The organism is Oceanicola sp. S124, assembly GCF_000220565.1.
Classification (GTDB): Bacteria; Pseudomonadota; Alphaproteobacteria; order Rhodobacterales; family Rhodobacteraceae; genus Pseudooceanicola.
The window spans coordinates 1-18,068 of record NZ_AFPM01000083.1 but is presented as its reverse complement, the minus strand read 5'-3'; the positions used below and the strand labels follow the sequence as shown (position 1 = coordinate 18,068).

Genomic DNA, 18,068 nt, shown 5'->3' with positions numbered 1-18,068 from the left:
GCCCTTGGTGGCGATCTGGTCCTGGGCATCCTCGATGCCGCGCAGGGCCTCGTCCAGTTTCTCGCCCTCGTAGCGGTCGCGGATGCGGTCGATGATCTCGTTGCGCTCGGCCTCGGACGTGCCGGCGATATAGGCGCGGCCCATGGCGGAGCGCGCCAGCGAGATGCGCGAGCCGACGTTGAGCTGCAGCGAGATGACGCCTTCCGAGCGCGCCGCGGCGATATAGGTCATCGCCATGTCATCGCGTCCGCCAAGCGCCACCAGCACCCCGTCGCCGCATTCGTCGGCCAGCTTCTGCATGTAGACCTGTGCCGTTTCGCGCACTTGCATGCCGGCAAGGCAGGCGTAGCCCAGCGACAGCACCGGCAGGCCCATGCGGTAGCGTCCGGTGCCCTCGTCGTAGACCAGGTAGCCCGACTTCAGCAGGGTGAAGGTGAGGCGCGAGACGGTGGAGTTGGGCAGGCCGGTGCGCTCGGCCAGCTCTGAATTGCCAAGGCCGGCCTTGTCCGCCGGGCGGAAGGCCTTGAGGATCTCCAGACCGCGGTAGAGTGCGGTGACGAACTGGCGGTCGTTGTCCGCCTTGTCGGCTTCCGCCGCGATATCGCTTACCCGTTTGCGCATGACATGCTTCCCCAGTGATCGCCTGCGCAGCTACTAAGCGCCGGGCGAGGGGTCAAGGACCCCCGCTCCGGTGCAGGCCTACCCCGCGGGCTGCGCGGCGCGGGTCGCCTCTTTTTCCGCCAGCTCGCGCCAGAGCACCTTGCCCGCGGCGGATTTCGGCAGGGCCTCGGTGAATTCGACGGACTTCGGACATTTGTAGGCCGCCATGCGGCTGTGGCACCAGTCGATGACCTGCGCCTCGGTCAGGCCCTCGGCACCGGCGCGGGGCACGGCGACGGCCTTCACCGTCTCACCGCGCCGGGGATCGGGGGCACCGATGATGCAGACCTCCGAGAGGTCCGGGTGGGCATGCATCAGGGCCTCGACCTCGGCCGGCCAGACCTTGAAGCCCGAGGCGTTGATCATCCGCTTCACCCGGTCGACCATGAAGAAATAGCCCTCGGCATCGCGGTAGCCTAGGTCGCCGGTGCGGAAGAAGCGCTTGCCCTCGATCGTCAGGAAGGCGGCGCGGGTCTCGTCCTCGCGCTGCCAGTAGCCCTGGAAGACCTGCGGGCCGTGGGTGACGATCTCTCCGGTCTCGCCGGCGGGAAGTTCCTTGAGCGTCACCGGGTCGATGATGCGGCTGTCGACGTTCATCACCGGGATGCCGAGGCATTGCCGCTTGGGACGATGCATCGGGTTGATATGGGTGGCGGCGATGGTCTCGGACAGGCCGTAGCCCTCGATATAGTCGAGGCCGGTCAGCGCGTGCAGCCGGTCGGCCACCGCTTCGGGCATGGCCGCGCCGCCGCCGCCGATGCCGCGCAGCGAGCTGAGGTCGTGCCGCTCGATGCCGGGGGTGTTGAGCAGGTCGATGGCCATGGTGGCAATCGAGCGCCAGCGGGTCACCCGGTGGCGGGCGATCAGGGCACAGGCGGCCTCGCGGCTCCAGCGGCAGAGCAGGACGATCTCCTGCCCCTTCAGCAGCGGGATGGACATGCCGTTCTGCATCCCTGTGACGTGGAACAGGGGCAGCGTGGTCAGGTGGACCTCGTCCGTGCCGTCGGCGGGGTTCCACAGCGCGCCGCCCTGGATCGTCGCCTGCACCGAGGCATGGGTGTGGACGCAGCCCTTGGGCTGGCCCGTGGTGCCCGAGGAATAGGGGATCACGGCCATGTCGTCGGGGCCGGCCTGGATGGCCCGGGGCGTATGGTTTTCCGCCAGCGCGGCGCGGAAGCCGGTCAGCCCGGGGCCCGAGACATCCGCATCCGTCTGGCCCAGGAAGGCCTCGAACAGCGGCACCGCGTCCTCAGGGTCGGTCATGTCCGCATAGGCGGCAACCAGCACCTGGTCGAGCAGGCCCGTGCCGATCAGCGGCTGGATGTGGCACAGCAGCTCGGTTCCCGCGATGGCGATGCGGGCGCCGGTGTCGCGGGCAAGGTGGTCCAGCTCGGCGCCCCTGTTCATCGGGTTCACCGGCACCACCACCGCGTCGGCGCGCAGGATGGCGTAATAGGCAATGACGTGCTGCGGCGCGTTCTGCATGTAGAGCAGCACCCGGTCGCCCCGACGCACCCCCTGCGCCTGCAGCCAGCCCGCCAGCCGCTCGACGTCGGCCCAGAGGTCGCCGTAGGTGATCGCATGTCCATGGAAATGCAGCGCGACGCGCCCGGGGGCTTTCAACGCCGAGGCCGCAAGGTTGAGCGCAACGGAATGGGTCGGGAAATCCACCTGCCAGGGCAGGCCCTCGGGCCAGTGGGGGCGGTGCAGCATGTCCGCCATCAGACCTTCATCCCCGGCAGGTTGAGCGAGGCGGTATTTCCGCCATCCACCGGCAGCGCCTGCCCGGTGACGAAGGAGGCATCCTCGGACGCCAGGAAGGCAATGGCGGCGGCGATCTCGGACGGATGGCCGTAGCGGCGCAGCTCGCAGCGGGCACCCAGCCTGTCCTCCTTGCCGGCGTCGCGGGCGTAGTCGAAGACGGGCTTGGTCATGCCGGTCTCGATCAGGCCGGGACAGACCGCGTTGACCCTGACACCATACTGGCCGAGGTCGCAGGCCGCCGTCTGGGTCAGCGAGATCACCCCGGCCTTCGAGGCCGAATAGGCATTGCCGCCCGCGCCCGAGCGGAGGCCCGCGACAGAGGCGGTGTTGACGATGGCGCCCGCGCGCTGAGCCTGCATCTGCCGGCCCACGTGCTTCACCATCAGCGCCGCGCCCACCAGGTTGACCGAGAGCACCCGCTGCCAGGTCGCGGCCTCGGTCTCGGTGATCGGCGAGCGGTCGCAGATGATGCCCGCGTTGTTGGCCAGCGCGTCGATGCGGCCGAACTGGGCGATGGCATAGGCCACGGCCTCGGCGACCTGGGCCTCGTCGGCGACATCGCAATGGCGCCACAGGTGGTCACCGGCCGGCAGGGCCTGGTCCAGCCCCTCGGCACGATCGAGCAGCAGCACCCGCGCGCCCTCTTCCGCCAGTCGTGCCGCCGTGGCCCGTCCGATCCCGCTGGCCGCGCCCGTGACCAGGGCGTATTTTCCGTCGAAACGCCGCATTCTTCCTCCCTTGGGCAGGGCGGCGGACATGCTTGCCCGTCCGGCCCGAAGCGGGGCCGCCTGCCTGTCGTCCTGTCGTGGATGCCTCCTCCCCAGGAGTCTCCCTATCTGCGGAACAGCCTGCCACGGAGCGGAATGGCTCGTCAATATTCCGCTTGCCGGAAAAGTTTTCCGCAATCTTGACGGGGGCGGCGCAGGGGGGCATCAATTGGGCAAAGGTGGAGGAGGACCCCGGATGTACGATCATTTCCCGATTTCGGATCGGGCGAGAGAGCTGCGCGAAAAGCTCATCGCCTTCATGGAGGCCCATGTCTTCCCGGCCGAGGCGACCTATGCCCGGCAGGTCGAGGAGGGGGACCGCTGGTGCGTCGTGCCGGTGATGGAAGAGCTGAAGGAAAAGGCCCGTGCGGCGGGCCTGTGGAACATGTTCCTGCCCCACTCCAAGCCCGGCTACGAGGGCATGGGGCTGAGCAATGTCGAATACGGCATGCTGTGTGAGCAGATGGGACGCTCGTCGATCGGGTCCGAGCCGTTCAACTGTTCCGCCCCCGATACCGGCAACATGGAGACGATCTTTCTCTATGGCGACGATGCGCAGCGCGAAGCCTGGCTGAAGCCGCTGATGGCGGGCGAGATCCGCTCCTGCTTCTCGATGACCGAGCCCGAGGTGGCCAGCTCGGATGCGACCAACATCCAGACCGAGATCCGGCGCGAGGGCGATGAGTACGTGATCAACGGGCGCAAGTGGTGGTCTTCGGGCGCCATGGATCCGCGCTGCAAGATCGCCATCGTCATGGGCAAGACGGATCCCACGGCCGAGAAGCACCGCCAGCAGAGCATGGTACTGGTGCCGCTGGACACGCCCGGCGTGAAGGTGGTGCGGCCCCTGAAGGTGATCGGCTACGATCACGCCCCCCACGGTCATGCCGAAATCATCTACGACAACGTCCGCGTGCCGGCGTCGAACATCCTGCTGGGCGAGGGCCGCGGCTTCGAGATCGCCCAGGGCCGCCTGGGGCCGGGGCGCATCCACCACTGCATGCGCTCCATCGGCCAGGCCGAGCGCGCCCTGCAATCCATGTGCGAACGCGGCATGGCGCGCACCGCCTTCGGCAAGCCGATCGCCGACATGGGCGTGACGAAGCACTGGATCGCCGAAAGCCGCTGCGAGATCGAGCAGGCCCGCCTGCTGACCCTGCATGCGGCCTACATGATGGACACCGTCGGCAACAAGGCGGCCCGCAAGGAGATCGCCATGATCAAGGTCGTTGGCGCCAACATGGTGCAGCGTGTGGTCGACCGGGCGATGCAGGTGCATGGGGCGCAGGGGGTCAGCCAGGACACCTTCCTGGCCGGCGCCTTCGCCAATGCCCGCACCATGCGCCTTGTCGACGGCCCCGACGAGGTCCACCGCGAGACCATCGCCAAGCTGGAGCTGAAGGCCTACCGGAACTGAGCCGGATCTGACGTCTCACCCGGCCGAAGCGGGGGAGGGGGCTGTCTGCCCCCTCTTGAGGCCCGGGGGCCTCAATTCACCCCCGAAAGTATTTTCAGCCTGGTGATGATGTGGGCGGGGGAGCCGTGCGGCTGCCTAGCACCTCTGCATCGAAACCGGGCGGGGCGGTTGGAACTAGGGGGCGGCGTTAGCGATCTCATTGCCGCCGCGCTGCGGAAATCCGTTTTGTGGCGGGCGGGAGTGTGGAATAACGCCCCTGACATCTCAGGAGATTTCCATGCCCGTCATTGATCCCGCCCGTATTCCCTCTGATCTTCTGCCCGTGGTCGAGGCGCTTTGCGCCACCGGTGCCGAGGTGGCCCGCATCATCGCCCGTGGCCCGCTGGGCCAGGCGCTTGGCGCCGGGGTGGGCGAGAACTCGGACGGGGATCAGCAGAAGGCCCTGGACGTGCTGGCGGACGAGAAGTTCGAGGCGGGGCTGCGCAGTGCCGGGGTGCGCTTCTACGCCTCGGAAGAGCAGGAAGAGGTGCTGAGCCTGGTGCCGGGCGGCAAATACGCCGTGGCCGCTGACCCGCTGGACGGTTCGTCCAACATCGACGTGAACGTGACCATCGGCACCATCTTCTCGGTCTTCGAGGCGAAGGAGGGGGCGGACGAGAGCTTCCTGCGCCCGGCCTCCGAACAGGTAGCGGCGGGCTATATCGCCTATGGGCCGCAGTGCCTGCTGGCGCTGACCTTTGGTGAGGGAACGCAGCTTTACGTGCTTGATCCCGAAACAGGCGCCTTCGCGCTGGCCGAAGAGAAGATGACCCTGCCCGAGGCGGCCAAGGAGTTCTCGATCAATTCCTCCAACCGCCGCCACTGGACCGCGCCCGTGCTGGCCTATGTCGAGGAGAACGAGGCCGGAGCCGAGGGCGCGAAGGGCAAGAACATGAACTTCCGCTGGGTTGGCAGCCTGGTGGCCGAAACCCACCGCATCCTGACCCGGGGCGGCACTTTCCTCTATCCGTCCGACGCGCGTGCAGGCTATGAGACCGGCCGCCTCCGCATGGTCTACGAGGTCGCGCCGATGGCCTTCCTCGTGGAACAGGCCGGCGGCCTTGCCACCGATGGCGTGACCCCGATCCTGTCGCTGACGGCGGAAAAGCTGCACGAACGTCGCCCCTTCGTCTTCGGCTCCCGCCAGGAGGTCGAGCGGATCGCGGAGCTGCACGGCTGAGGCAGGGCCCCTTTTCAGCCTATCCGATGGCTGAAAATACTGCGGGGGAGTCCGCGCAGCGGACGGGGGCAGAGCCCCCTCCCCGATGCCGCAGGTCGCAGCGCTTTCCTTGGCGCGCGCGCACCGTTATATCGCCCCCGTAACCACCGGAGGTGCCCCATGTCGTTCGACCGTTCCCTGAAGATCGCCCCGTCGATCCTCTCTGCCGATTTCGCCAACTTCGGGCAGGAAATCGAAGCCGTCGAGGCGCAGGGCGCCGACTGGATCCATGTCGACGTGATGGACGGGCATTTCGTGCCGAACCTCACCTTCGGCCCGCCGCTCTGCAAGGCGATCCGCAAGCACATCAAGACCGTCATGGACGTGCACCTGATGATCGCGCCCGTCGATCCCTATATCGAGGCCTTCGCGGATGCCGGCGCCGATGTGCTGACCGCCCACCTGGAAGCGGGGCCGCATATCCACCGCACCCTGCAGGCAATCCGCGGCGCGGGCTGCAAGGCGGGCCTGGCGCTGAACCCCGGCACCCCGGTCGAGGCGCTGGACTACCTGCTGGACATGGTCGACCTGGTCTGCGTGATGACCGTCAACCCGGGCTTTGGCGGTCAGAAGTTCATCCACTCCCAGATCGCCAAGGTCGAGAAGCTGCGCACGATGATCGGCGACCGTCCGGTGCATATCGAGATCGACGGCGGCATCACCCCCGAGACCGCGCCGCTGATGCGCAAGGCGGGGGCAGATGTGCTGGTGGCGGGTTCGGCGGTGTTCAAGGGTGGCTCGGTCAGCGATCCCGCCCCCTATGGCGCCAACATCCGCGCCATCCGCACCTCCTGCGATACGCTGGTCTGAAGCGGGCCGGGACAGGAAACGGGGCGCCCTTGCGGCGCCCCTGCCAATTGAGGGGGGCGCCATGGACTTTCTGCTGACCGGAGACGCGCCGGGCCGCACGACGGTGCTGCTGGCCCATGGTGCCGGGGCGGCGATGGACACGCCCTGGATGAACACGGTCGCCGAAGGGCTGGCCGGGCAGGGCCTGCGCGTGGCGCGGTTCGAGTTCAGCTACATGGCGGCGCGGCGCACCGGCGGGTCGAAACGCCCGCCCGGCAAGGCCGAGACCTACATCCCCGAGTATCTCTCTGCCGTCGAGGCGCTGGCCTGTGAGGGCCCGCTGATCATCGGCGGCAAGAGCATGGGCGGAAGAGTCGCCAGCCTGATCGCGCAGGACCTGCATGAGGCGCGGCGGATTGCCGGGCTGCTCTGCCTCGGCTTTCCCTTCCATGCGCCCGGCAAGACCGGCACCGAGCGCGCGGCGCATCTGCGCGCGATCCCCTGCCCGACCCTGATCTGCCAGGGCAGCCGCGATCCCTTCGGCGGACAGGAGGACATCGCGGAGGCGCCTCTCGCTCCGGCCGTCACGCTGCACTGGTTCGAGGACGGCGACCATGACCTGAAGCCGCGCAGGCGGGTGACCGGCAAGGGGCTGGAGGACCACCTGGCGCAGATGGCGGCGGATGTGGCTGCCTGGGCTGCCCCTCTCGGCTGATCTCCCTTCCCTTCCGCACAGCGCCTGTGCAGGCTTCCGGCTGGCGGCGGGGCGCGGCGCGCCCTAGCTTTGAGCAAACGGAACAGGAGGCGGCAATGGAAATCGGTCTTTACACCTTCGGCGACGTCGGTCGCGATCCCGTCACCGGCGCGACGGTCGACGCACAGGCCCGGCTGGGCAACCTGCTGGAGGAAATCCGGCTGGCGGACGAACTGGGGCTGGATGTCTTCGGGCTGGGCGAGCATCACCGCCCGAACTACGCCATCTCCTCGCCCGCCACGGTGCTGGCGGCGGCAGCGGCGCAGACGAAAAACATCAAGCTGGCCTCGGCGGTGACAGTGCTCAGCTCGGAAGATCCGATCCGGGTCTACCAGCAGTTTTCCACCATCGACAATATCAGCGGTGGTCGGGCCGAGATCATGGCCGGGCGCGGCAGCTTCATCGAAAGCTTCCCGCTGTTCGGCTACGAACTGAAGGACTACGACGCGCTGTTCGAGGAAAAGCTGGCGATGCTGATGGCCATCAACGATGGCGAAAAGCTGACCTGGCCGGGCACCGAGTTCACCCAGAAGGTCGAGGGGCTGGGCATCTACCCGCGCCCGGTGAACGGATCGCTGCCGATCTGGATCGCGGCCGGGGGCACGCCGCAGTCGATGGTGCGCGCCGGGGCCTATGGCGCGCCGCTGGCGCTGGCGATCATCGGCGGCGAGCCGCGCCGCTTCGCGCCGCTGGCCGATCTCTACCGCCGCGCGGCGGAGCAGTCGGGCCACAAGGACAAGGCGCGCGTCTCGCTGAACGTGCATGGCTTCCTGCATGAAGACAGCCAGAAGGCCGCCGATATCTTCTTCCCGGCGCAGAAGGCAGTGATGGACCAGATCGGTCGCGAACGGGGCTGGGGGCCGCAGAGCCGGGCGCAGTTCGATGCCTCGATCACGCCCGAGGGGGCGAACTTCGTCGGCTCTCCGGCGCAGATCGTCGACAAGATCCTTGGTCTGAAAGAGGATCTCGGCTTCGACCGGGTGACGATCCAGATGGCCATCGGGATCATCGAGCACAGCGAAATGCTGAAGGCCATCGAGGTGCTGGGCACCAAGGTCGCGCCGGAGCTGCGCAAGGGGTAGGGGCCTTACAAGCCCGGCCCCGCCAGCCGCCGGATCAGCCCGGCGGCGCTGCGCACCCCGTGCTTCTTCAACAGCCGCGCCCGCACGTCCTCGATGGTGCGGGGCGACAGATCCAGCGTGCGGGCGATCTCCTTCGAGGTCAGCCCGCGCGCCAGCCCCGAGACCACGTCGCGTTCGCGCGGGGTCAGCCGGGCGCCCTCGGCGCGGCCGAGGGGCGCGAAACTCATCACCACGCGGGCCAGCGGATCCTCGGGCGTCAGGGTGCGGGCCCGGAAGCGGACCCAGAAGGCCTCGCCATCGGCGCGATGCATCATCCGTTCGTCCGAGTAGATGCCGCCACGGCGCAGCGCCTCCATGCCGACATCGCGGATCGTGCGGAACTCGGTGTCCGAGGTGTAGAGCACGCGGAAGCTTTGCCCGATCAGATCGCCGGTCTCGCGGCCTACCATTTCGGCAAAGGGCTGGTTGCAGGCGCGGATGACCCGGTCTTCGGCCAAGACCAGCCCCTGCGGGGCGTGATCCCAGGCGATACGCTCAAGTTCGTTCAATTCCAATGGGTTGGGCCTTCCTGTCGCGGATCATTCTGCGGCGTCCCGGTTCGAGTACCGTAGTCCTACGGTATTGGCCCCGTATGAGGTTGCATAGCAATTTCGTCACATGAAAGACCTCGCCCCCCTCAAGCCCGCGCTTCATGCGGCACTCGCCGAACGGCGCGACGACCTGATCGCGCTGACCCAGGACCTGATCCGCATTCCGACGCTGAACCCGCCGGGCGAGAACTACCTGGAGATCTGCGAATACCTCGACCGGCGCCTGAAGGCCTCGGGGTTCGAGACGCAGCTTGTGCGCGCCGTCGGGGCCATCGGCGACAGCGACAAATACCCGCGCTGGAACATCGTGGCACGGCGCGAGGGCAAGTATCCTGGCGAATGCGTGCACTTCAACAGCCACATCGACGTGGTGGACGTGGGCAAGGGCTGGACCACCGATCCCTTCGGCGGAGAGCTGAAGGACGGCAAGATCTACGGGCGGGGCGCCTGTGACATGAAGGGCGGCCTTGCGGCCTCGATCATCGCGGCCGAGGCCTTCCTGGCGGTCTACCCCGATTTCAACGGCGCAATCGAGATCTCGGGCACCGCGGACGAGGAATCCGGCGGCTTCGGCGGCGTGGCCTACCTGGCCGAGAAGGGTTTCTATGCCAAGGTCGATCACGTCATCATCCCCGAGCCGCTGAACAAGGACCGCATCTGCCTGGGTCACCGCGGCGTCTGGTGGGCCGAGATCGAAACCCATGGCGAGATCGCTCATGGCTCCATGCCCTTCCTTGGCGACTGCGCCGTGCGCCACATGGGCGCGGTGCTGCACGAGATGGAAGAAAGCCTGTTCCCGGCGCTGGCGCAGAAGCACACGGCGATGCCGGTGGTGCCCGAGGGCGCCAAGCAGTCGACGCTGAACATCAACTCGCTGCATGGCGGCCAGGCCGAGATCCCGCGTGACGTGAACGCGCTGCCCTCGCCTTGCGTCCCCGACAGTGCCCGCATGGTCATCGACCGCCGCTTCCTGATCGAGGAAAGCATCGACGAGGTGATCGGCGAGATGAAGAGCGTGCTGGACAAGGTCGCCGCCGAGCGCCCGAACTTCAGCTACGAGATGCGCGAGATGATGCGCGTGCTGCCGACGATGACCGAGCAGGACGCCCCGGTGGTGAAATCCGTCACCCGCGCGATCCAGGAAACCCTCGGCGCGGCGCCGCAATACGTGGTCAGCCCGGGCACCTACGACCAGAAACACATCGACCGCATCGGCCGGCTGAAGAACTGCATCGCCTACGGCCCAGGCATCCTGGACCTTGCCCACAAGCCCGACGAATACGTCGGCGTGGACGACATGATGCAATCGGCCGAGGTCATGGCGCTGAGCCTCGCGGACCTGCTGACCGACGCGGCGCAGTGAGCATCGCCGCAGACACATCCTGCGCATTGACAGAAGACCGGGCCTGTGCGGCAAATGCCGGGCTGGACCCGGTCCGGCAATGCGGAGATGATGGGCGGAGCCTTCGGGACCCGTCCCCGGCAACATGGCCGGCACGACCCGAAAACGGGTGACAAACAGGGAGTTTGACATGAAATCCAAGATTTCCGCCGCGGCGCTGGCCGTGGCCCTGGCCGCAGGCCCGGCACTGGCGCAGGATGGCCTGACCGTCGGCCTGCAGCTGGAACCGCCGCACATGGATCCGACCTCGGCCGCCGCGGGCGCCATCGACCAGGTGGTCTATGCCAACGTCTTCGAGGGGCTGACCCGCTTCGGCTCGGACGGCTCGGTGAACCCCGGCCTGGCGAGCAGCTGGGACATCTCCGAGGACGGGCTGACCTATACCTTCCACCTCGTCGAGGGCGTCAAGTTCCACGATGGCACCGACTTCGAGGCCACCGACGTGGTCTTCTCGCTGGACCGCGCCCGCGGCGAGGACAGCGTGAACGCGCAGAAGGCGCTCTTCGCAGGGATCCAGAGCGTCGAGGCCGTGGACCCCGCCACCGTAAAGGTGACCCTGTCGGCGCCGGACGGGATGTTCCTGTTCAAGATGGCCTGGGGCGATGCGGTGATGGTCGCGCCCGAAAGCATCGAGGACATCAAGACCGCGCCCGTCGGCACCGGTGCCTTCACCTTCGGCAACTGGGTGCAGGGCGATTCGATCACCCTGCAGAAGAACGCCGACTACTGGGGCGAGCCGGCCATGCTGGACAGCGCCACATTCAAGTTCATCTCGGATCCGACCGCGGCCTTCGCGGCGATGATGGCCGGTGACGTCGACGTCTTCGTTGCCTTCCCCGCACCCGAGAACCTGCCCCAGTTCGACGCCGACCCGCGCTACAACGTGCTGATCGGCAACACCGAGGGCGAGACCATCCTGGCGATGAACAACGCCCGCGAGCCCTTCTCGAACAAGCTGGTGCGCGAGGCGGTGGCCCATGCCATCAACCGCCAGGACATCATCGACGGTGCCATGTTCGGCTACGGCACCCCGATCGGCACATTCTTCGCGCCGCACAACCCCGACTACGTCGACCTGACGGGCCTGTCGAACTACGATCCCGAGAAGGCGAAGGCGCTGCTGGAAGAGGCGGGCGTCGCCCTGCCGCTGAAGGTCAAGATGACCCTGCCGCCGCCCTCCTACGCCCGTCGCGGCGGCGAGATCCTCGCCGCGCAGCTGCGTGCCGTCGGCATCGAGCCGGAAATCGAGAACGTCGAATGGGCGCAGTGGCTGGAGAACACCTTCCGCAACGCCCATGACTACGACCTGACGATCATCAGCCATACCGAGCCGATGGACATCAGCTCTCTCGCCAACCCCGACTACTACACCGGCTACGACAACCCGGCCTTCGCCGAGGTGATCGAGAAGGTCGGCGTGGAAAGCGACCCCGAGGTGCGTTCGGAGCTGCTGAAGCAGGCCCAGACCATGCTGGCCGAGGACTATGTCGCCGGCTTCCTCTTCGAACTGCCGCTGCACACGGTCGCCAAGACCGGCGTCGAGGGGCTCTGGGTCAACATGCCCACCCAGGCGACGGATCTGACCGCCGTCCACTGGGCCAAGTGACCCGTCCGGGGGCCGCGACACCTGCGGCCCCCCTTCCGCCCCGCCGTCTGCCCGGTCACCCCCGGCCTGCGGCGGATGCCTCCGGCGGGAGTATTTTCAGCCTGGTGATGATATGGGCCCTTAATCCCATCACCAGGCTAAAAATACTCCGGGGGAGTCCGCCCTGGCGGACGGGGGCAGCGCCCCCACCCCCTCACAGCTATTGGGACCGCTGAACAGACCATGCTGCGTTACACGCTGACCCGTTTCCTGTCGCTCTGCCTCAGCCTGGCCGTGGCCTCGGTGGTGATCTTCTTCGCCATCGAAGTGCTGCCGGGCGATCCGGCCTCGATCATGCTGGGGGTCAATGCCCAGCCCGATACACTCGCCGCGCTGCGTGCCGAACTGGGGCTGGATCAGCCCATGGTGGCCCGCTACCTCGCCTGGGTCACCGGGCTGCTGCAGGGCGATTTCGGCATCTCCTATACCTATCGCACGCCCGTCGCGCAGATGATCGTCGACCGGCTGGCGGTCTCGCTGCCGCTGGCGCTCTATGCGCTTGGCCTGACCGTGGTGATCGCCTTCCCGGTGGGGATCTGGGCGGCCTCGCGCCGCGGCTCTGTCGGTGATGTCTCGATCATGGGCCTGACCCAGCTGGGGGTCGCCATCCCGAACTTCTGGTTCGCCATGCTGATGGTGCTGGTCTTCGCCATCAACCTGCAATGGTTCAGCGCCGGCGGTTTCGCCGGCTGGGATGCGGGCCTCTTCGCGGTGCTGAAAAGCCTGACCCTGCCCGCCGTGGCCCTTGCGCTGCCCCAAGCCTCGATCCTGGCCCGCGTCATGCGCTCGGCCCTGCTGGACACGCTGTCCGAGGACTTCATCCGCACCGCGCGCGCCAAGGGGCTTTCCCGTCGCCAGGCGCTGTGGCGCCATGCGCTGCGCAATGCGCTGATCCCGGTGCTGACGATCATCGGCATGCAGTTCTCGTTCCTGCTGGCGGGCGGCATCATCATCGAGAACGTCTTCTACCTGCCCGGCCTCGGCCGGCTGATCTTCCAGGCGATCAGCGCCCGTGACCTCGTCGTCGTCGAGAGCGTCGTGATGCTGCTGGTCTTCGCCGTCATCCTCGTGAATTTCCTCGTCGAGCTGGCCTATGCCGCCGTCGACCCCCGCCTGAGGGCCCGCTGATGAGCCTTGCCGAAGAAACCTCCGCCACCTCCATGGCGCTGAAGAACCGCAACCTGCTGCTGGGGGGCGCGCTGACGCTGGTCTTTCTCGGTGCGGCGCTGATCAGCTTCCTCTGGGTGCCCTACGACGTCACGCAGATGGATATCGCCAACAAGATCAAGGGCCCCTCTGCCGCGCATTGGCTGGGCACCGATCACTACGGGCGCGATATCCTGGCGATGATCATGGTCGGCGCGCGCACTTCGATCGCCGTCGCCGTGGTGGCCGTCGGCATCGGCATGCTGGTCGGCGTGCCGCTTGGCCTCTGGGCCGCCGCCCGACGCGGCTCGCTGCTGGACGAGGTGATCATGCGCGGCAATGACCTTGTCTTCGCGTTCCCGAGCCTCGTCATCGCGGTGATGATCACTGCCGCCTTCGGCCCTTCGGCGACCAATGCGATCATCGCCATCGGCATCTTCAACATCCCCGTCTTCGCCCGCATCACCCGCTCCGGCGCGCTGACGCTCTGGAGCCGGGATTTCATCCTGGCGGCGCGGGTGGCGGGCAAGGGTGCGGCACGGATCAGCTTCGAGCACATCCTGCCGAACGTGCTGAACCTGCTGATCGTGCAGGGCACCATCCAGTTCAGCCTCGGCATCCTCGCCGAAGCGGGCCTGTCCTACGTGGGTCTGGGCGCGCAGCCGCCGACCCCCTCCTGGGGGCGGATGCTGGCCGACAGCCAGACCTTCATCTCCTTCGCGCCGCATATGGCCCTGTTCCCGGGCCTCGCCATCCTGCTGACCGTTCTGGGTCTGAACCTGATGGGCGATGGCTTGCGCGACATCTTCGATCCCAAGCTGCGGAGGGGCCGGACATGAGCCTTCTTCAGATCCGCAACCTCTCGCTCTCCATCCACGGCGCGGAGATCCTGCACGAGGTCTCGCTGTCGCTGGAAGCGGGCGAGATCCTCGGCGTGATCGGTGAATCCGGGTCCGGCAAGTCGATGACCGCCTTCACCACCATGCAGCTGCTGCCCGACGGCGCCGCGCCCCGGGGCGAGGTGCGGCTGGATGGCGTCGATATCCTCGGCTGCACCGAGCGCGAGATGTGCGCCATCCGGGGCCGCGACATCGGCATGGTCTTCCAGGAGCCGATGACGGCGCTGAACCCGCTGAAGACGATCGGCGACCAGGTGGCCGAGACCGTGCTGCTGCACGAGAAGGTCAGCCGCGCCGAGGCGCAGGAGCGCGCCGCCGAGGCCCTGACCCGCGCCGAGCTGCCGCCCGAGAAATTCCCCATGTCGCGCTACCCGCACGAGCTGTCCGGCGGCCAGCGTCAGCGCGTGGTGATCGCCATGGCCATCGCCCTGCGCCCCAAGCTGCTGATCGCGGATGAGCCGACGACGGCGCTGGACGTGACCACCCAGGCGCAGATCCTGACCCTGCTGAAGACGCTGGTGAAGCAGGACGGCATGGCGATGATGATGATCACCCATGACCTGGCCGTCGTGGCGGACATGGCCGATCACATCGCCATCATGCAGAAGGGCCGCGTGGTCGAGACCGGACCGACCGAACAGATCTTCCGCCAGATGCAGCACCCCTATTCCCGGGCCCTGCTGGCGGCCTCGACCCATGCGCCCGAGCGCGATCCGAAGCCGCAGGACAGCCCGCTGCTCGAGGTCCGCAAGGCCCGCCGCACCTATACGCTGCCCGCCAAGACCCTGTTCGGCGAGCGCCGGCAGATCGAGGCGGTCAAGGGCGTCTCCTTCACCCTGAAGCGGGGCGAGAGCCTGGGGCTGGTGGGGGAGTCGGGCTGCGGCAAGTCCACCCTGACCCGCGCCATCCTGGGGCTGGAAGAGGTGCAGTCGGGCGAGATCCTGCTGGACGGAGAACCGGTCTTCACCGGCCACAGGCCGAACGATGCGGTGCGCCGCAAGATGCAGGTGGTCTTCCAGGATCCCTACGGCAGCTTCAACCCGCGCCACAAGGTCGCCCGGCTGGTGGTGGAGCCCTTCCACCTGACCCCCGAGGTGCCGCGCGCCGAGCGCGAGGCGCGCATCGCCGAAGCCCTGACCGCCGTCGGCCTGACCCCTGCCGATGCGCACAAGTACATCCACGAGTTCTCGGGTGGGCAACGCCAGCGCATCGCCATCGCCCGCGCCTTGATCACCCGCCCCGAGCTGATCCTGCTGGACGAGGCCGTCTCGGCGCTGGATGTGCAGGTGCGGGCCCAGATCCTCGACCTGCTGGCCGACCTCTCGGAACGCTACGGGCTGAGCTATCTCTTCATCTCGCATGATCTCTCGGTGGTGCGGACGATCACCGACCGGGTGATGGTGATGAAGTCGGGCGAGATCGTCGAGGAAGGCCCGACAAGCCGGGTCTTCGATGCCCCCGAGCATCCCTATACCCGCGCCCTGATCGCCGCCGCGCCGCGCCTGCCCGAGGATGCCGCGGCCTGAGACGGGAAGGGGGCTCTGCCCCCCGCCTGCGGCTCCCCCCGCAGTATTTCCAGCCGCCGGATGAAAGCATGTCCCTGTTCCATCCGATGGCCGGAAATACTGCGGGGGAGGCAGGCGCAGCCTGACGGGGGCGGAGCCCCCTTCCCGGCGCCTTCCCCTGCGGCAAACCATCGCCCGCCTTGATATGGGCCATCACCGCAATACCCTTTCAAGCCAAGCGAACATGGGGTATGCACCCCCGTCCAGACTGAAAGGAGTCTCTACTCATGGGCTATAAAGTCGTCGTCGCAGGTGCCACGGGCAACGTGGGCCGCGAAATGCTGAACATCCTGGCCGAGCGCCACTTCCCGGTGGACGAGATCGCAGCCCTCGCATCCCGGAAGTCGCTGGGGACCGAGGTCAGCTTCGGCGACAAGACCCTGAAGACCCAGGATCTGGCCACCTTCGATTTCACCGGCTGGGACATCGCGCTCTTCGCCGTCGGCTCGGGTCCGACCAAGGAATATGCGCCCAAGGCCGCCGCGGCGGGCTGCATCGTGATCGACAACTCCTCGCTCTACCGTTACGACCCGGACGTTCCGCTGGTGGTGCCGGAAGTGAACGCCGACGCGGTGCTGGGCTATGCCAAGAAGAACATCATCGCCAACCCCAACTGCTCAACCGCGCAGATGGTGGTGGCGCTGAAGCCGCTGCATGACCGCGCCAAGATCAAGCGCGTCGTGGTCAGCACCTACCAGGCCGTCTCCGGCTCGGGCAAGGATGCCATCGACGAGCTCTGGGATCAGACCAAGTCGATCTACAACCCGACCGACGACTACGAAGCCAAGGTCTATCCCAAGCAGATCGCCTTCAACGTGATCCCCCACATCGACGTCTTCCTCGATTCCGGCGATACCAAGGAAGAATGGAAGATGGTCACCGAGACCAAGAAGATCCTCGACCCCTCGGTCAAGGTCACCGCGACCTGCGTGCGCGTGCCGGTCTTCGTCGGCCACTCGGAATCGATCAACATCGAGTTCGAGGACTTCCTCGACGAGGACGAGGCCCGTGACATCCTGCGCGAAGCGCCGGGCATCATGGTCATCGACAAGCGCGAGGACGGTGGCTACGTCACCCCGATCGAATGCGTCGGCGATTTCGCCACCTTCATCAGCCGCATCCGCCAGGACGTGACCGTCGAGAACGGCATCAACCTGTGGTGCGTGTCGGACAACCTGCGCAAGGGCGCGGCCCTGAACGCGGTTCAGATCGCCGAGACCCTCGGCCAGAAGGTGCTGAAGAAGGGCTGATCGCCTCTTCGGCCTGAACAGCAGACGGCGCGGATCTTCCGCGCCGTTTCGCGTTTCGGCGGTGCCCCGCCGGTGCGCCCGGTCCGGCCGGGAATGAACGAGAAGTTCACTTGGCCCCGGCCGCGCAATCGGCTTCCCTCGCTGCGAATGCCGAAGGAGGACGCCATGCGCCGCATCACCCATATCTCGACCCTCGCCCTGGTGGCTGCCCTGGGCGCCACCGCTGCCGGGGCGGATGTCTTTCCGACCGACAGCGCCGTGACCGCCGCGACGCTTTACCCGCAGGGCGCCACGATCCTGCGCGAGGCGGCCTTTGACCTGCCCGCCGGGCGGCACAGCATCGTTCTGACCGACATGCCGCTGATCGACATCGACAGCCTGCGCCTGCAGGCCGAGGGGCTGGTGATCGGCACCGTCTCGTACCGTGATCGCGCCGTGCCGCCCTCGGGCGCAGAAGAGGCCCCCGAAATCGCCGCCGCGCGTCAGGCCGTGCGCGATGTCGAGGCGCAGTTGCAAGAGGTCGAGGACCGCGCCCGCGCCGTCGAACTGGCCGGAGAGGCCGCCCGCGACCGCATCGACTTCCTGACCCGGCTTGGCGGCACCGAGGCTGCCGGCAGCGCCGATGCCGCGCGGCTGGCCGAACTGCTGGACCTTGTCGGGGGTGAAAGCCTGAAGGCCCGCGAGGCCGCCCAGGCTGCCGCGCAGCAGGCCCGCACCATCCGCGAGGACCGCCGCCCGCTGGAAGAGGACCTGAAGGCGGCGAAGGCGGCGCTGGAGGCCCTGCTGACCGCTTCGCAAGACCAGTCGGTGCTGGTGATCGAGGTCGAGGCCCCCGAGGCGACCTCGGGGCAGCTGACCCTCAGCTATGCCAGCTGGCAGGCCTCGTGGTATCCGGCCTATGACGCCTACCTGACCACCGGCGACAGCCCCGCGCTGGAGCTGTCGCGCGGCGCCTACCTGCGCCAGTCGACCGGCGAGGACTGGCAGGACGTGGCGGTGACCTTCTCGACCGCGCGCCCCTCGGGGCAGATCATGCCGGGCTTCGTCGATGCCGACAGGCTCAGCATCTTCGACCCCGAA

At 67.5% G+C, this 18,068-nt stretch carries 16 protein-coding genes; 12 read left to right on the top strand and 4 right to left on the bottom strand.

The window, feature by feature from the left end; genetic code table 11:
* The 3 genes from OS124_RS0106725 to OS124_RS0106715 form a co-directional block, all read right to left on the bottom strand.
* Positions 1–621, bottom strand: a 621-nt coding sequence (locus tag OS124_RS0106725; protein ID WP_010138663.1) for an IclR family transcriptional regulator, incomplete at its 3' end; no start/stop codon positions are given.
* Positions 622–699: 78 nt separating this feature from the next.
* Complete coding sequence (locus OS124_RS0106720) at positions 700–2,382, bottom strand: long-chain-fatty-acid--CoA ligase (RefSeq protein ID WP_010138662.1); 1,683 nt, start codon at positions 2,380–2,382, stop codon at positions 700–702.
* Positions 2,382–3,152, bottom strand: coding sequence for an SDR family NAD(P)-dependent oxidoreductase (locus OS124_RS0106715; protein ID WP_010138661.1), 771 nt, complete (start codon positions 3,150–3,152; stop codon positions 2,382–2,384). The genes OS124_RS0106720 and OS124_RS0106715 overlap by 1 nt, the downstream gene beginning before the upstream one ends.
* Positions 3,153–3,387: 235 nt before the next feature.
* Here OS124_RS0106715 and OS124_RS0106710 point away from each other — a divergent pair, with 235 nt between their 5' ends.
* The 5 genes from OS124_RS0106710 (at position 3,388) to OS124_RS0106690 (ending at position 8,491) form a co-directional block, all read left to right on the top strand.
* Positions 3,388–4,608 carry an acyl-CoA dehydrogenase family protein gene (locus OS124_RS0106710; RefSeq protein WP_010138660.1) on the top strand — a complete coding sequence of 407 codons (1,221 nt, stop codon included), beginning with the start codon at positions 3,388–3,390 and terminating at the stop codon, positions 4,606–4,608.
* A 277-nt stretch (positions 4,609–4,885) separates the two neighbouring features.
* Positions 4,886–5,827 carry a class 1 fructose-bisphosphatase gene (locus OS124_RS0106705; protein WP_010138659.1) on the top strand — a complete coding sequence of 314 codons (942 nt, stop codon included), beginning with the start codon at positions 4,886–4,888 and terminating at the stop codon, positions 5,825–5,827.
* A 159-nt stretch (positions 5,828–5,986) separates the two neighbouring features.
* Complete coding sequence (rpe, locus tag OS124_RS0106700; protein WP_010138658.1) at positions 5,987–6,676, top strand: ribulose-phosphate 3-epimerase; 690 nt, start codon at positions 5,987–5,989, stop codon at positions 6,674–6,676.
* A gap of 61 nt (positions 6,677–6,737) precedes the next feature.
* The gene (locus OS124_RS0106695) at positions 6,738–7,370 is read left to right on the top strand and encodes an alpha/beta family hydrolase (RefSeq protein ID WP_010138657.1); all 633 of its coding nucleotides are present in this window, start codon (positions 6,738–6,740) and stop codon (positions 7,368–7,370) included.
* 95 nt (positions 7,371–7,465) lie between these two features.
* Positions 7,466–8,491, top strand: coding sequence for an LLM class flavin-dependent oxidoreductase (locus OS124_RS0106690; protein ID WP_010138656.1), 1,026 nt, complete (start codon positions 7,466–7,468; stop codon positions 8,489–8,491).
* A 5-nt stretch (positions 8,492–8,496) separates the two neighbouring features.
* On the opposite strand, the gene OS124_RS0106685 is transcribed toward OS124_RS0106690, so the two are convergent.
* Positions 8,497–9,045, bottom strand: coding sequence for a PAS and helix-turn-helix domain-containing protein (locus OS124_RS0106685; RefSeq protein WP_010138654.1), 549 nt, complete (start codon positions 9,043–9,045; stop codon positions 8,497–8,499).
* 103 nt (positions 9,046–9,148) lie between these two features.
* Here OS124_RS0106685 and OS124_RS0106680 point away from each other — a divergent pair, with 103 nt between their 5' ends.
* From OS124_RS0106680 to OS124_RS23900, 7 genes are all read left to right on the top strand, one after another.
* Positions 9,149–10,444 carry an acetylornithine deacetylase/succinyl-diaminopimelate desuccinylase family protein gene (locus OS124_RS0106680; protein ID WP_010138653.1) on the top strand — a complete coding sequence of 432 codons (1,296 nt, stop codon included), beginning with the start codon at positions 9,149–9,151 and terminating at the stop codon, positions 10,442–10,444.
* A gap of 169 nt (positions 10,445–10,613) precedes the next feature.
* Positions 10,614–12,089, top strand: a complete 1,476-nt coding sequence (locus OS124_RS0106675; RefSeq protein WP_010138652.1) for an ABC transporter substrate-binding protein — start codon at positions 10,614–10,616, stop codon at positions 12,087–12,089.
* 222 nt (positions 12,090–12,311) lie between these two features.
* Positions 12,312–13,256 carry an ABC transporter permease gene (locus tag OS124_RS0106670; RefSeq protein WP_010138650.1) on the top strand — a complete coding sequence of 315 codons (945 nt, stop codon included), beginning with the start codon at positions 12,312–12,314 and terminating at the stop codon, positions 13,254–13,256.
* Positions 13,256–14,113, top strand: a complete 858-nt coding sequence (locus OS124_RS0106665) for an ABC transporter permease (RefSeq protein ID WP_010138649.1) — start codon at positions 13,256–13,258, stop codon at positions 14,111–14,113. Before OS124_RS0106670 ends, OS124_RS0106665 begins: the two co-directional genes overlap by 1 nt.
* Entirely contained in the window at positions 14,110–15,699 is a 1,590-nt protein-coding gene (locus OS124_RS0106660) for an ABC transporter ATP-binding protein (RefSeq protein WP_010138648.1), read from the top strand. The genes OS124_RS0106665 and OS124_RS0106660 overlap by 4 nt, the downstream gene beginning before the upstream one ends.
* 266 nt (positions 15,700–15,965) lie before the next feature.
* Positions 15,966–16,988 carry an aspartate-semialdehyde dehydrogenase gene (locus tag OS124_RS0106655; RefSeq protein WP_010138646.1) on the top strand — a complete coding sequence of 341 codons (1,023 nt, stop codon included), beginning with the start codon at positions 15,966–15,968 and terminating at the stop codon, positions 16,986–16,988.
* Between the two features lie 165 nt (positions 16,989–17,153).
* A partial coding sequence (locus OS124_RS23900) for a mucoidy inhibitor MuiA family protein (protein ID WP_010138644.1) occupies positions 17,154–18,068 on the top strand: 915 nt, incomplete at its 3' end.